This window comes from Pseudomonas arsenicoxydans (assembly GCF_006438915.1).
GTDB classification, from domain to species: domain Bacteria; phylum Pseudomonadota; class Gammaproteobacteria; order Pseudomonadales; family Pseudomonadaceae; genus Aquipseudomonas; species Aquipseudomonas arsenicoxydans_A.
Genome location: NZ_RCZE01000002.1, coordinates 453,473 through 467,047 on the forward strand (window position 1 = coordinate 453,473; position 13,575 = coordinate 467,047).

The following is a 13,575-nucleotide window of genomic DNA, read 5'->3' on the forward strand; positions in this document are numbered from 1 at the left end:
GCCATCCAGATTTGCTATAGAGCCGTCGTTGAAAACGGCCAGTCAGCTCCCGCCAAGTGCGGGTTTGCTGGAGATCCCACTTCCGTGTGGGGTGCGCAAGAGCAAGCCCTTGCGCGAATTCTTTACATCTTTGGCATGCCGCCGCCGGGCAACATACCGCCCATGCCGCGCATCATTTTGGCCATTCCGCCTTTGACGGAGAATTTCTTCATCATCTTCTGCATCTGCTTGTGTTGCTTGATCAAGCGACCAATGTCCTGCACCTGAGTGCCGGAACCCATGGCAATCCGGCGCTTGCGCGAACCACTGATCACATCAGGGTCGCGGCGCTCGGCCGGGGTCATGGAGTTGATGATGGCTTCCATCTGCTTGAATTGCTTTTCTGCGGCGCCCTGGGCATTGCCCATCTGCGCCAGGTTCACACCGCCGATGTTCGGCAGTTTGTCCATGAGGCCACCGAGGCCGCCCATGTTCTTCATTTGTTGCAACTGATCGCGGAAGTCTTCGAGGTCGAAGCCCTTGCCCTTCTTCAGTTTCTTGGCCAGTTTGTCGGCCTTGTCCTTGTCGAGGGTCGCTTCGGCCTGTTCGATCAGGCTGAGCACGTCGCCCATGCCGAGGATGCGCGAAGCAATACGCTCAGGGTGGAACGGATCGAGCGCGTCGCTCTTCTCGCCCATACCGATGAACTTGATCGGTTTGCCGGTGATGGCGCGAACCGACAGGGCGGCACCGCCACGGGCATCGCCGTCGACCTTGGTCAGGATCACGCCGGTCAGCGGCAGTGCATCACCAAACGCCTTGGCGGTGTTGGCGGCGTCCTGGCCGGTCATGGCGTCAACCACGAACAGGGTTTCGACCGGGTTGATCGCGGCGTGCAGCGCCTTGATCTCGCCCATCATCTCTTCGTCGATGTGCAGTCGACCGGCGGTATCGACGATGACCACATCAATAAACTTAAGCTTTGCTTCTTTTATAGCCGCTTGCGCGATGTCCACCGGCTTCTGGCTCAGGTCGGACGGGAAGAAGGTCACACCGACTTCACCGGCAAGCATTTCCAGCTGTTTGATCGCCGCTGGACGGTAAACGTCCGCGGACACGACCATGACCGATTTCTTCTTGCGCTCTTTAAGGAAGCGCGCCAGCTTGCCGGCGGTGGTGGTTTTACCCGCACCCTGCAAACCGGCCATCAGGATCACGGCAGGTGGAACGGCGCTCAGGTTCAGGTCTTCGTTGGCCGCGCCCATCAGGCTTTCGAGCTCGGCCTGGACGATCTTCACAAAGGCCTGGCCCGGCGTCAGGCTGCGCGACACCTCGGTGCCGACAGCGCGCTCCTTGACCGAATTGACGAAGTCTTTGACCACTGGCAAGGCGACGTCGGCTTCGAGCAACGCCATGCGCACTTCGCGCAAGGTGTCTTTGATGTTGTCCTCGGTCAGCTTGGCCTTGCCGGTGACATGGCGCAGCGTCTGCGAGAGACGGTCGGTTAAGTTTTCAAACATTGCGCGATCCTTTCAGGCCCTGTGTAGACCGGGATAATGGCGGCCCAGACCGGAATAAACATGTGCTCGGCGAGCCTGCGGCGTGGGCAGGTCGCGGATTATAGCGAAGACTGCGTCTGGCGGACACCTCACACTTTCGTGCGACGGGGGTTCTATGCCAAACTCAGCGCCTTTCGGGCTTGCCTAACAGGATTTATGCTCCCCTTGTCACCCAGTTTGCTTACCACCCTCGCCGCCGCCTGCTTATATGCCGCTGCGACTCTTTATCAGGGCTCTCGTCTGGCCACCGGCGCCAAGGCGAACAAGCGCCTGCTGGTCACGCTCGGAGTGCTGGCCGTACTGGCCCACAGCGCCAGCCTGCTCACCCACCTCCTGACGCCGATTGGCCTGGGCCTGGACTTTTTCAGCGCCGCCAGCCTGATCGCCGCCGCGGTCATTGCACTGACGCTGCTGGCCTGCTCGCGGATCCCGGTGGAAAACCTGCTCGTATTGCTGTTCCCACTGGGGGCCGCGACCGTGCTGCTGGCGCAGTTCGCCCCGGCCGGCACCGTGCAGGTCATCGACGAAGAACCGGGCATCCTCGCCCATATCCTCTTGTCGATCCTCGCTTACGGCATGTTCACCATCGCGGTGTTCCAGGCGTTGCTGCTGCTGGTTCAAGACCACCAGCTCAAGCACAAGCATCCGTCAGGACTGATCAAGAACTTCCCGCCGCTGCAAACCATGGAAAGCCTGTTGTTCGGTTTCCTGTGGGCCGGCTGGACCCTGCTATCGTTGTCATTGATCTCCGGCTGGCTGTTTGTCGACAACCTGTTCGCCCAGCATCTGGTGCATAAAACGTTGCTGGCGTGCCTGGCCTGGATTGTCTTCAGCGTGCTGTTGTGGGGCCGTAACCGCCTCGGCTGGCGTGGACACAAGGCGATTCGCTGGACCCTCGCCGGTTTCTGCCTGCTGATGCTGGCGTATTTCGGCAGCAAGCTGGTTCGTGAATACATCCTGCATATCTGACGAGCGGCATTAATGGACGACTTGCCCATAGGGCCGATGCTCGCGGTATTGGTCCTGCTGATTTTATGGTCGGGGCTGTTTACCGCCATTGAAGTGGCACAACAGCATTTGCTGGCCCAGCGCACCGCCTCGCGTTCGAGCGACAAACCGGTGGCGAAGCTGAGCTTCCCGCTCAACAGCCTGATCTTCTGCAATACCTTGTGCCGGGCGCTGGTCATGGTCATCAGCACCTTGCTGGCGATCTTCACCTGGTCGGCCAATGGTCCGTGGGCTGCCTGCATCGGCGCTGGCGCCGCACTGCTGATATTCGCCGACTACCTGCCGCGCACCTTCGCCACTCGCTACCCTGACGCCGTGCTGAACCTGGGCAACACCTTGCTCGGTGTTCCACTGAAAATCATCTACCCGGCCGCCTGGCTGCTCAATGGCCTTAGCCAGTTGCTGATGCGACCGTTCGCCCGCAAAGCCAAAGTGGTGCAGCAGAGCGAAGACGAAATGCCGGGGGATCGGCACGACGATCACGACCACAGTGTCTGCCGCCCGCACCCGCTGTCCGGCATCCACGCACTGGACAACATTACAGTCAACGACATTCTGGTGCCGCGCAGTGACGTCGACGGCATCAACCTCGATGACCCGATTGAAGAAATCATCGAGCAATTGCGCCACAACAAGCGCACGCGCCTGCCGGTGTTCCACAGCGACATCAACCAGGTCGAAGCGGTGCTCAATACCCGGCACATTCGTCATTTGCTGCCGGATGCCAGCCTGACCATGGAGGCGCTGATGGCGGCCAGCCATGATCCTTATTTCGTCCCGGAAAGCACGCCGCTGCAACTGCAGCTGCTGAATTTCCACAAGCAGCAGCGGCGCTTGGGCATGGTGGTGGACGAGTACGGCGAAGTACTCGGCATCGTCACCCTGGAAGACATTCTGGAAGAAATCGTCGGCGAGTTCGAAAGCCAGCACAGCCTGGACAATCCGCACATCCATCCCCTCGCCGACGGGCGCCTGGTGATCGATGGTGCGGCGTCGATTCGCGATCTGAACAAGAGCCTGGGCTGGCATCTTCCTAGCGACGGCCCGAAAACCCTTAACGGGTTGGTGACCGAAGCCCTGGAAACCATTCCGGACAGCGCGGTCTGCCTGAAGATCGGGCGCTACCGGCTGGAGATTCTGGAAACCGAAGATAACCGCGTCACACGGGTGCTGATCTGGCATACCAGCTCGGTGCCAGCCCCCATCTAAAGCCGACACATGCCCTGTGGCGAGGGAACTTGCTCCCGCTGGACTGCGAAGCGGTCCCGATCAAAAACGCTTCGATTATTGCTGAAAGAACGCATCCAACCATTTGCGGCCGCTGCGCGCCCGAACGGGGGCAAGCCCCCTCGCCACAATGTCCGCGCCAAGGCCCTTGTTGAATCGTTAGGCGCCTTCCTATAATCGGGACGCTTACCCAAGCCCCGCCCCACCCCCGTGCTACCCGCACTCCGCAATAAAACCCACATCCCTGGGTGTTCGACCATAATAATTCGCTCCACTGGGGCACATGACTGTCAGGGATAACCGCATGACGACCAGCACGACTTATACCGAAACCACGCCTGCGCAACCGACGAACTCCGCCACCCGCGTGGCCACCGCGAGTTTCATCGGCACCGCCATCGAGTTTTACGACTTCTACGTCTACGCCACTGCCGCTGCACTGGTGATCGGGCCGGTATTCTTTCCGCAGACCTCCGGCACCGCCCAGATGCTGTCGGCGTTCCTCACCTTCGGCATCGCCTTTCTTGCGCGACCACTGGGCTCAGCGTTGTTCGGCCATTTCGGTGACCGTATCGGGCGCAAATCGACCCTCGTGGCCTCGCTGCTGCTGATGGGCGTCTGCACCACGTTGATCGGCGTGTTGCCGGGTTACGACAGCATTGGCGCCTGGGCGCCGATCCTGCTGTGCGTGCTGCGCTTTGGCCAGGGCCTGGGGTTGGGCGGCGAATGGGGCGGCGCGGCGTTGCTGGCGACGGAGAATGCGCCCAAGGGCAAACGCGCCTGGTTCGGCATGTTCCCGCAGCTTGGCCCTTCGATTGGTTTTCTGGCAGCAAACGGTCTGTTCCTGACCCTGGCCATGACCCTGAATGACGAACAATTCCGCTCGTGGGGCTGGCGAATTCCATTCCTGCTCAGCGCCGCACTGGTGATGGTCGGGTTGTACGTGCGCCTCAAGCTCCACGAAACCCCGGTGTTCGCCAATGCCATGGCCCGTGAGGAACGGGTGAAAATCCCGCTGATCGAGCTGCTCAGCCAATACTGGGCACCGATGCTGCTGGGCGCCGGGTCGATGGTGGTGTGCTACGCGCTGTTCTACATCTCGACGGTGTTTTCGCTGAGTTATGGCGTGTCGACTCTCGGTTATACCCGGGAAACCTTCCTCGCCCTGCTGTGCTTCGCCGTGCTGTTCATGGCCGCCGCAACGCCGCTGTCGGCATGGGCCAGCGACCGTTACGGACGTAAACCGGTACTGATCATCGGTGGCGTGTTGGCGATACTGTCCGGGTTCTTGATGGAACCGCTGCTGACTCACGGCACGACCTGGGGTGTGGCGCTGTTCCTGTGCATCGAACTGTTTCTGATGGGCGTGACGTTTGCGCCGATGGGTGCGTTGCTGCCGGAGCTGTTCCCGACTCACGTTCGCTATACCGGTGCCTCGGCGGCCTACAACCTGGGCGGGATCGTCGGGGCCTCAGCGGCGCCGTTCTTTGCGCAGAAACTAGTGGCCATGGGTGGATTGAGTTATGTCGGAGGGTATGTGTCGGGGGCGGCGGTGCTGAGCTTGATTGCGGTGTTGTGCCTGAAGGAGACGCGGCATAACGATCTGAATCGGGTGGCCTGATAGACCGCCTTCGCGAGCAAGCCCGCTCCCACACTTAATCTTTGGTGAACACAAAATCTGTGCTCGCCGATAATCAAATGTGGGAGCGGGCTTGCTCGCGAAGGCCGCGCCTCGCTTACAGCTCGACTACAACAGCCTGAGCAGCACGGGTCGCTTTAGCCCGAGCCAATTCAATCGACTCATCCCGCGCCAACGCCACACCCATCCGGCGCTGACCATTCACTTCAGGCTTGCCGAATAGACGCAACGCCGTGTCCGGCTCGCTCAACGCAGCACCCAGGTTAGCGAAAGCGGTCTGGGTCGACTGCCCTTCCACCAGAATCACCGCCGAAGCCGAAGGCCCGAACTGACGGATCAACGGGATCGGCAGGCCCAGAATCGCCCGCGCATGCAGTGCAAATTGCGACAGGTCCTGAGAAATCAGGGTCACCAGGCCCGTGTCATGCGGACGCGGCGAAACTTCGCTGAACCACACCTGATCCCCTTTGATAAACAATTCAACGCCAAACAGACCACGACCACCCAAGGCTTCGGTGACCGCTTTGGCCACGCGCTCGGACTCAGCCAGAGCAACCGGGCTCATGGCTTGCGGCTGCCAGGATTCCTGATAGTCGCCCTTCTCCTGACGGTGACCGACCGGCGCGCAGAACGTGGTGCCACCCACATGGCGTACGGTAAGCAGGGTGATTTCGTAGTCGAAGTCGATAAAGCCTTCCACGATCACGCGACCTTTGCCGGCGCGACCGCCTTCTTGTGCGTAGTCCCACGCGGTTTTGACGTCATCGGCGCTGCGCAACAGGCTCTGGCCCTTGCCCGACGAACTCATCACTGGCTTGACCACACACGGGAAACCGAGGTCTTCAACCGCTTTGCTGTAGTCCTCGAAGGTGTCGGCGAAGTGGTACGGCGACGTCGGCAGGTCCAGCTCTTCAGCGGCCAGGCGACGGATGCCTTCGCGGTTCATGGTCAGCTGTGCAGCGCGCGCGGTCGGGATCACGGTGAAGCCTTCGGCTTCCAGTTCGACCAGGGTGGCGGTGGCGATGGCTTCGATTTCCGGCACGATGAAGTGCGGCTTCTCGGCTTCGATCACGGCACGCAGGGCGGCGCCGTCGAGCATGTTGATCACGTGGCTGCGATGGGCAACTTGCATGGCCGGCGCGTTGGCGTAACGGTCGACGGCAATCACTTCAACGCCCAGGCGTTGCAGTTCGATCACCACTTCCTTGCCCAACTCACCACAGCCACACAGCAATACGCGGGTCGCGGTTGGCGACAATGGAGTTCCGATACGGGTCATCTCAGGTCCTCAAGAAGCGGATCATCGAGGGACGCGACGAAAGTAGCCTGTGTGGCCAGTTCTGTTAGTCAATTTCGGCGCAGGAAGCCCATTTCCTGCGTTGCTGTTCCTCGCCATAGCAAGCTATGACTCGTCACAGCACCTTGGCTATGGACTTCCTGCATCCGAACTTGAACTAACGAACTGGCCGTACAGGCTACATGCGCGCTTCCCATGGGGAGAAAGCGCGGCATTTTACATGAACCGCAGGGTTTGGCTTCAGCTGACGACGGCCTGTTTGCGCAAGCGCCAGGCCATGATCAGCCACACGGCGGTCACGCCGGCGAACTTCGAGCCCATGGCGGTGAGGATCACGCCCGGGGTGAAGGCGTCGATCATGCCGAAGAAGATGAAGGTATCGAGAGGAATGCTCAGCGCCGAACTTATCCACAGACGATCGTGCAACGGGCGCTTGGTGATGCTGAACACCAGCCAGTCGATGCACTCGGACACCGCGAACGCCGTGGCGCTGGCCAATGCGATGGACGGATCGGAAGTGACGTAGGACAGCACCAGCGCGGCCAGCATCGCGGCAATGGCGCCGTGACCGAAGCGGGTTTGCACCATGTCGCGCAATATGAACACCAGACCACCCCACGCTGACCAGATGATGTCCAGGTGCGGGGCGGTGGAAAAGGCGTAGTTGATCAGCACAACGCTGCTGATGTAGGCGATCAGGAAGAGCATGGGGCGTGGGGATACCTGTCAATTTGGCGCACAGGGTACTAGATCCAGCGCACGCCGATAACTGTGGCGAGGGAGCTTGCTCCCGTTGGGCTGCGAAGCGGCCCTGAAATCAGCAGACTCGGTGTGTCAGATGAAGTCTATTTGTCGGTTTTGGGTCTGCTTCGCAGCCCAGCGGGAGCAAGCTCCCTCGCCACATAAGCACCTTCGGCTCAGGAATCGGGTTTTGAGGGCAACATCCAGACCAGGCCGCTGGATTTGGCCCGCTCATGACACAACCCCAACACCGCGCGGCGCTCGTCGTTGGTCATCCGGCTCCAGCGGGTGATCTCTTCCACCGTGCGCTGGCACCCGGTGCAGATGTCATCGTCGTCCAACGCGCAAATATTCACGCAGGGCGAGAGCACCGGTCGTTCTGTAGCGCTCATTCTTCCTGCTCGACCAGATCGCGGGCGTAGCGCTGCGAGTTATGAACATAGTGGGCAGCGCTGGCCTCCAGCATCTTTTTCTGCGGCTCGGTCAATTCCCGCACCACTTTGCCCGGCGAGCCCATGACCAGCGAACCGTCCGGGATTTCCTTTCCTTCGCCGATTAGCGAATTGGCGCCGATGATGCAGTTCTTGCCAATCTTCGCACCGTTCAGAATCACCGCATTAATACCGATCAAACTGTAATCGCCCACGGTGCAACCATGCAGCATGGCGTTGTGGCCAATGGTCACGCCGGTGCCAATGGTCAGCGGATAGCCCATGTCGGTGTGCATCACGGTGCCGTCCTGAACGTTACTGTTCTTGCCGATCAGGATCAGTTCGTTGTCGCCGCGCAGCACGGCGTTGAACCAGACGTTGGCGCCTTCTTCCAGTTTGACCTTGCCCACCAGCACGGCATTGGGTGCGACCCAGCTCTGCGGATGGGTTTCGACGCGGGCGTCGCCCAGGCGATATTTCATCTTGTTGTCCTCAAGGCCAGGCAGGCTCGGTTCACGCCATACGAACGATGGCTTCAGGTGTTGATAAAACTCTTGGGAGGTTGATGCAGGCTGATTTTGGCGTCATAGAGCAGGTTGATCAACTCGACGATCATAATCGCCGTCAGGCCCCAGATCTTGTATTCGCCATAACGATAACTCGGCACGTACCAGCTACGGCCCTGGTAATCGATGCGGTGGGTGTGTTCGCGCGGGTCTTTGCGGAAGAATTCGAGCGGCACGCTGAAGACGGCGGCGATTTCGGCATCATTGGCCCGGTATTCGACGAAGTCCGGGATCACGCCGACATAGGGCGTGACCTTGATGCCGTGCAGGGAGATCAGCGGGCTGAGCGGGCCGATGACTTCAACCAGGCCCGGCGGCAGGCCGATTTCTTCTTCGGCCTCACGTAGCGCGGTGAAAATCAGGTCGGGGTCTTCGGGGTCGCGGCGACCGCCGGGGAAGGCGACTTCCCCGCCATGGGTCGAGAGCCCGCTGGCGCGCAGGGTCAGCAAAAGTTCAGGTGCATCACTGCGGGTGATGGGCACCAGGACCGCAGCTTCGGGGAAACGTTTATCGGTTTCCAGCGTTGTCGGCGTGTGGTTGCTTACCCGATGAAGTAGCTCGTCCAGCATGAGTGCTCTCGATCTGTGCCTTACCCCGCATCATGCACCAATCGAACCGACCGCCCAACCCCATAACCACTGCATGTCGCTAAACGACAACTTGCCGACAGACACCGCCGCACGCCAAGATAGGCGCAGCATTCAGGAACCCAAGCATGAAATTTTGCAGTCAGTGCGGCAACCCGGTGTCCCAGCGCATTCCCGAAGGCGATTCGCGCCTGCGATTTGTCTGTGACAGCTGCGATACGATTCATTACCAGAACCCCAATATCGTCGCCGGCTGTGTCGCGACCTGGGGTTCGAAAGTGTTGCTGTGTCGACGCGCCATCGAGCCACGGCTCGGTTACTGGACCCTGCCGGCCGGTTTCATGGAAAACGGTGAAACCATCGAGCAGGCGGCCATTCGCGAGACAGCCGAAGAAGCCTGCGCCCGGGTACGCAACCTGAGCATCTATACGCTGATCGATGTGCCGCACATCAGCCAGGTGCATGTGTTCTTTCGTGCGGAGCTGGCGGACCTGGACTTTTCAGCCGGTCCCGAGAGCCTGGAAGTGCAGCTTTTCGAAGAAGCCGACATCCCTTGGTCCGAGCTGGCTTTCCGCACCGTGGGCCGTACCTTAGAATGCTTCTTCGCTGACCGGCGGACCGAGGATTACCCTGTGCGGTCCGAGTCGATCCCGCCGCTTGCTCAGCTTGCCATCACTTAAAACATCCATAATTAAAATAGCCGACACCTCTAGGGATATCGTTTCAATGCGCTGGTTGCTTGCCGTGTTTTGCTTGTCGTTCGTCGCTATGTCACAGGCTTCCGTCGTGGAAACCCTGGACGGCAAAGCCATCGAAAAAGTCCTGATTCTCAAGTCCGCCCACCAATTGCAATTGATCAATGACGGCAAGCCGCTCAAGACCTATCGCATTTCCCTGGGCAAACACCCCAAAGGGCCGAAGCTGATGGAGGGCGACAAACGCACGCCTGAAGGTTTCTACTGGGTGGACTGGCGCAAGGTCAGCGACCGCTTCAACCTGGCCATGCACATCTCCTACCCGAACATCAGCGACTCCGCCCGTTCGCGGCGAGAAGGTGTCGATCCCGGTGGCATGATCATGATCCACGGCACCCCGGACACGGAAGATACCCCTGAAGACCTGTTCCACACCCTGGACTGGACCGACGGCTGCATCGCCATGCGCAACATGGACATGCGCGAAGTCTGGAGCCTGGTGCCGGACGGCACGATGATCGAAATCCGCCCGTAACTGTGGCGAGGGAGCTCGCTCCCGCTGGGCTGCGTAGCAGCCCCACCCCACTTTGATCCGGTACCGTACTCACTGATTTCAGGGCCGCTTCGCGCCCCAACGGGAGCAAGCTCCCTCGCCACAGGGGCGTCGCGTCGCCCCGAATTTTGTCTTCAGTCGCTACCTTCGGTCGACCTCCAAAAAATAAATTCAAAAAAATTGCAGCCCGCAGCAACGTCCGTAGTGCAGATACCTTTCCCACCTTTAGACGCTGTCGCAACCTGCGATCTTTGCTTCCAACACCCCCGCCTCTAATACCACTTCAAATCAAACGCCTTACGACTCCCCCAACGGAGCTGGCTTTCCCACGCCCACCACAAAGCACTGGCATTGACATGGTATTCAAGTGGTATTAATTTCAGACCATTCACGGGCGACAACATTCCAATATCCGCCCCGGACTTCTGACATGAACGATCTCCAGGCCCTGCGCCCCGACGACACCCAACCCACGCCGTTGTACCTGCAACTGGCGCGCAATCTGGAAGCGGCCATCCATGCCGGCCAGTGGAAGGCTGAACAAGCCATGCCGTCAGAGCGCAGCCTCAGCGAAACGCTCGGCATCTCCCGTGTCACCGCACGCAAGGCGTTAGAGGTGTTATTCGATCAAGGCCTGATTCGCCGCAACCAGGGTTCCGGCACGTTCATCACCCCACGTCTGGAACAACCGCTGTCGCGCCTCTCGGGCTTCAGCGAAATGCTGCGACTCAAGGGCTTCGTTCCGGGGTCGCAATGGCTGGAACGGGAAATCACCCCGCCAACCCACGAAGAATTGATCCGCCTCGGCCTCTCGCCGAACGACAAGGTCGCGAGGCTCAAACGCCTGCGCAAAGCCGACGACACCGTGATGGCGATCGAGATGAGCACCCTGCCCGCCTCGATCATTCCCAAGCCGCAAGCCGTGGGCGACTCCCTCTACGAATACCTCGACGGCATCGGCAAACCGGTCGTGCGCGCACTGCAACACATCCAGGCGATCAACGCCTCGGACGAGTTCGCCGCCCTGGTCGGCATCGCCCCCGGCACCGCCATGTTGCTGATGACCCGGGTCGGTTATCTGGAAGACAACACGCCCATCGAAGTCACCGACACCTATTGCCGCAACGACTACTACGACTTTGTTGCAGAGCTTCGCCGCTAAGCACCAGGAAAACGATCATGACCGAAGACAACATCCTCACCGCCCACGGCTGGGTTCGCGGCCGGCTGATTCACGAACACGGCAAAGTCGTGTCGATCGAAGGCGTGCCCTGCGATCCGGCGGACAATGACCTGCCTTATCTGCTGCCGGGTTTCATCGACCTGCACGTTCACGGCGGCGGTGGCAAAGACATCATGGAAGGCGCAACGGCCTTCGAGACCATCACCCGAACCCACGTGCGCTTCGGTACGACGTCGCTGCTGGCGACCACCATGACCGCGCCGAGCGAAGAGATTTCCAGCGTACTCAAAGCGGTCGGCGAGTTCTGCGAGACCCGCCCCAAAGGCAGCGCCCGGGTACTCGGCGTGCACCTCGAAGGCCCGTACATCAACCCCGGCAAACTCGGCGCACAACCGAACTTCGCGCACACCGCGTTGATGGCCGAAGTCGAGGAATACCTGGCGCTGGCGCCGATCCGTGTGATCACCATCGCCCCGGAAATCGCCGGCCATGATGCCTTGATCCGCACCCTCAGCGCTCGCGGCGTGCGCATGCAGATCGGCCATACCCTCGGCAGCTACGAGGAAGGCGTCGCGGCGCTGGCGGCCGGTGCAAGCAGTTTCACTCACCTCTACAACGCCATGAGCCCGCTGCATCATCGCGAGCCGGGCATCGTCGGCGCAGCACTGGCCCACGCCAAATACGCCGAGCTGATTCCGGACCTGCTGCACGTACACCCCGGCGCCATCCGCGTGGCCCTGCGCGCGATCCCGTGCCTGTACTGCGTCACCGACTCCACCGCCGCCGCCGGCATGCCCGACGGTGAGTACAAGCTCGGCAGCCACACCGTGACCAAATGCCTGGGCGGCGTGCGCTTGCCCGACGGCACGCTGGCCGGCAGCACCCTGACCATGGATCAAGCGTTGCGCAATCTGGTGAAGATCGGTTTGCCGATTGCCGAGGCCTCGCAACGTCTTTCGCAATTCCCCGCCGATTACCTCGGCCTTGAAGAACGCGGGCGCCTCACACCGGGCAGCTGGGCCGACTGCGTGCGGCTGGATCGCTCTCTCACACTGACCGCCGTCATGGTCGAAGGAGAAGACATTGACTTCAAAAATGCTTGAAGAGGCGCTGTCCTCGTTCGAGGCCGTGCAGGCCCAATTGCAAAAGCTCGATCCGCCGATGATCGAGATCGCCGGACGCCTGCGCCGCCAGCCACCGCAAGTGGTGATGACTGTCGCCCGTGGCAGCTCCGACCATGCCGCCAGTTACTTCGCCTACCTGACCATGCAACTGCTGGGCATTCCGGTGGCGTCGTTGCCGATGTCGGTGGTGACCATGCAGCAAGCGCCATTAAAGGTCAGCGGCCAGGTGGCGTTTGCCTTCTCGCAGTCCGGGCAAAGTCCGGATCTGGTGAACAGCCTGCGCCTGCTGCGCAAGCGTGGCGCCTTGAGCATTTCCATGGTCAATGCCGAAGGTTCACCACTGGAGGCGGCATGTGAATTCAGCCTGCCGTTGTTGGCAGGCACCGAAAGCAGTGTCGCCGCGACCAAGAGTTTTATCGCCACGCTCAGCGCCAGCGCCCGTCTGATCGCGCACTGGAACGAAGACCTGGAAATGCTCGAAGCCGGCAACGCCCTGCCGGAAGGTCTGCGTGACGCCGCGCAACAGGATTGGAGCGTGGCCATCGACGCCCTACGCGATTGCCAACGCCTGATGGTGATCGGTCGCGGCGCCGGGTTCGCCATCGCCCAGGAAGCGGCGCTGAAATTCAAGGAAACCTCGGCGATTCAGGCGGAAGCGTTCAGCAGCGCCGAAGTCCGCCACGGCCCGATGGCCTTGATCGACGAAAATTATCCACTGCTGATCTTCGCCCCACGCGGTGCCGAGCAGTCCGGCCTGTTGAGCCTGGCCGCCGACATGCGTCAACGCGGTGCCCGCGTATTGCTGGCCGCGCCCGATGACATTGCCGAACGCGACCTCACCCTGACCCGCGCCGCACACCCGGCCCTTGATCCGATCCTGGCGATCCAGAGTTTCTACGTCATGGCCGCCGGCTTGGCTGTGGCCCGTGGCATGGACCCGGACCAACCGCGTCATCTGAGCAAAGTCACGCGCACCCATTGATCCG

Annotated in this window: 14 protein-coding genes; 8 read left to right on the top strand and 6 right to left on the bottom strand. The window is 60.8% G+C overall.

Features of this window, described 5'->3' with window-relative positions:
- Positions 1-122: 122 nt before the first annotated feature.
- Complete coding sequence (gene ffh, locus EAH78_RS05620) at positions 123-1,499, bottom strand: signal recognition particle protein (RefSeq protein WP_140666507.1); 1,377 nt, start codon at positions 1,497-1,499, stop codon at positions 123-125.
- Between the two features lie 195 nt (positions 1,500-1,694).
- Here ffh and EAH78_RS05625 point away from each other — a divergent pair, with 195 nt between their 5' ends.
- The 3 genes from EAH78_RS05625 to EAH78_RS05635 all read left to right on the top strand — a co-directional run bounded on the left by EAH78_RS05625 (position 1,695) and on the right by EAH78_RS05635 (position 5,394).
- On the top strand, positions 1,695-2,507 hold the full coding sequence (locus tag EAH78_RS05625; RefSeq protein ID WP_140666509.1) for a cytochrome C assembly family protein: 813 nt from the start codon (positions 1,695-1,697) through the stop codon (positions 2,505-2,507).
- Positions 2,508-2,519: 12 nt separating this feature from the next.
- Positions 2,520-3,755 (top strand): transporter associated domain-containing protein, encoded by a 1,236-nt coding sequence (locus EAH78_RS05630; RefSeq protein WP_140666511.1) that lies wholly within the window; start codon positions 2,520-2,522, stop codon positions 3,753-3,755.
- A 322-nt stretch (positions 3,756-4,077) separates the two neighbouring features.
- Positions 4,078-5,394: an MFS transporter gene (locus EAH78_RS05635; RefSeq protein ID WP_140666513.1), complete on the top strand. Its 1,317-nt coding sequence runs from the start codon at positions 4,078-4,080 to the stop codon at positions 5,392-5,394.
- A 115-nt stretch (positions 5,395-5,509) separates the two neighbouring features.
- Here EAH78_RS05635 and purT read toward each other — a convergent pair whose 3' ends face one another.
- From purT to EAH78_RS05660, 5 genes are all read right to left on the bottom strand, one after another.
- On the bottom strand, positions 5,510-6,691 hold the full coding sequence (gene purT / locus EAH78_RS05640; RefSeq protein ID WP_140666515.1) for a formate-dependent phosphoribosylglycinamide formyltransferase: 1,182 nt from the start codon (positions 6,689-6,691) through the stop codon (positions 5,510-5,512).
- 258 nt (positions 6,692-6,949) lie between these two features.
- The gene (locus EAH78_RS05645) at positions 6,950-7,417 is read right to left on the bottom strand and encodes a VUT family protein (RefSeq protein ID WP_059406335.1); all 468 of its coding nucleotides are present in this window, start codon (positions 7,415-7,417) and stop codon (positions 6,950-6,952) included.
- A gap of 209 nt (positions 7,418-7,626) precedes the next feature.
- Positions 7,627-7,842 carry a DUF1289 domain-containing protein gene (locus EAH78_RS05650; RefSeq protein ID WP_140666517.1) on the bottom strand — a complete coding sequence of 72 codons (216 nt, stop codon included), beginning with the start codon at positions 7,840-7,842 and terminating at the stop codon, positions 7,627-7,629.
- The gene (locus tag EAH78_RS05655) at positions 7,839-8,363 is read right to left on the bottom strand and encodes a gamma carbonic anhydrase family protein (protein ID WP_007954617.1); all 525 of its coding nucleotides are present in this window, start codon (positions 8,361-8,363) and stop codon (positions 7,839-7,841) included. Before EAH78_RS05655 ends, EAH78_RS05650 begins: the two co-directional genes overlap by 4 nt.
- A 53-nt stretch (positions 8,364-8,416) precedes the next feature.
- Complete coding sequence (locus tag EAH78_RS05660; RefSeq protein WP_140666519.1) at positions 8,417-9,016, bottom strand: CoA pyrophosphatase; 600 nt, start codon at positions 9,014-9,016, stop codon at positions 8,417-8,419.
- Between the two features lie 146 nt (positions 9,017-9,162).
- Here EAH78_RS05660 and EAH78_RS05665 point away from each other — a divergent pair, with 146 nt between their 5' ends.
- The 5 genes from EAH78_RS05665 to EAH78_RS05685 all read left to right on the top strand — a co-directional run bounded on the left by EAH78_RS05665 (position 9,163) and on the right by EAH78_RS05685 (position 13,571).
- Entirely contained in the window at positions 9,163-9,714 is a 552-nt protein-coding gene (locus EAH78_RS05665) for an NUDIX hydrolase (RefSeq protein WP_140666521.1), read from the top strand.
- Positions 9,715-9,760: 46 nt separating this feature from the next.
- Positions 9,761-10,264 carry a L,D-transpeptidase family protein gene (locus EAH78_RS05670; RefSeq protein WP_140666523.1) on the top strand — a complete coding sequence of 168 codons (504 nt, stop codon included), beginning with the start codon at positions 9,761-9,763 and terminating at the stop codon, positions 10,262-10,264.
- Positions 10,265-10,712: 448 nt separating this feature from the next.
- The gene (locus EAH78_RS05675; protein WP_140666525.1) at positions 10,713-11,444 is read left to right on the top strand and encodes a GntR family transcriptional regulator; all 732 of its coding nucleotides are present in this window, start codon (positions 10,713-10,715) and stop codon (positions 11,442-11,444) included.
- A 17-nt stretch (positions 11,445-11,461) separates the two neighbouring features.
- Entirely contained in the window at positions 11,462-12,568 is a 1,107-nt protein-coding gene (nagA, locus tag EAH78_RS05680; RefSeq protein WP_140666527.1) for an N-acetylglucosamine-6-phosphate deacetylase, read from the top strand.
- On the top strand, positions 12,549-13,571 hold the full coding sequence (locus tag EAH78_RS05685) for an SIS domain-containing protein (protein ID WP_140666529.1): 1,023 nt from the start codon (positions 12,549-12,551) through the stop codon (positions 13,569-13,571). The genes nagA and EAH78_RS05685 overlap by 20 nt, the downstream gene beginning before the upstream one ends.
- Positions 13,572-13,575 lie beyond the last annotated feature (4 nt).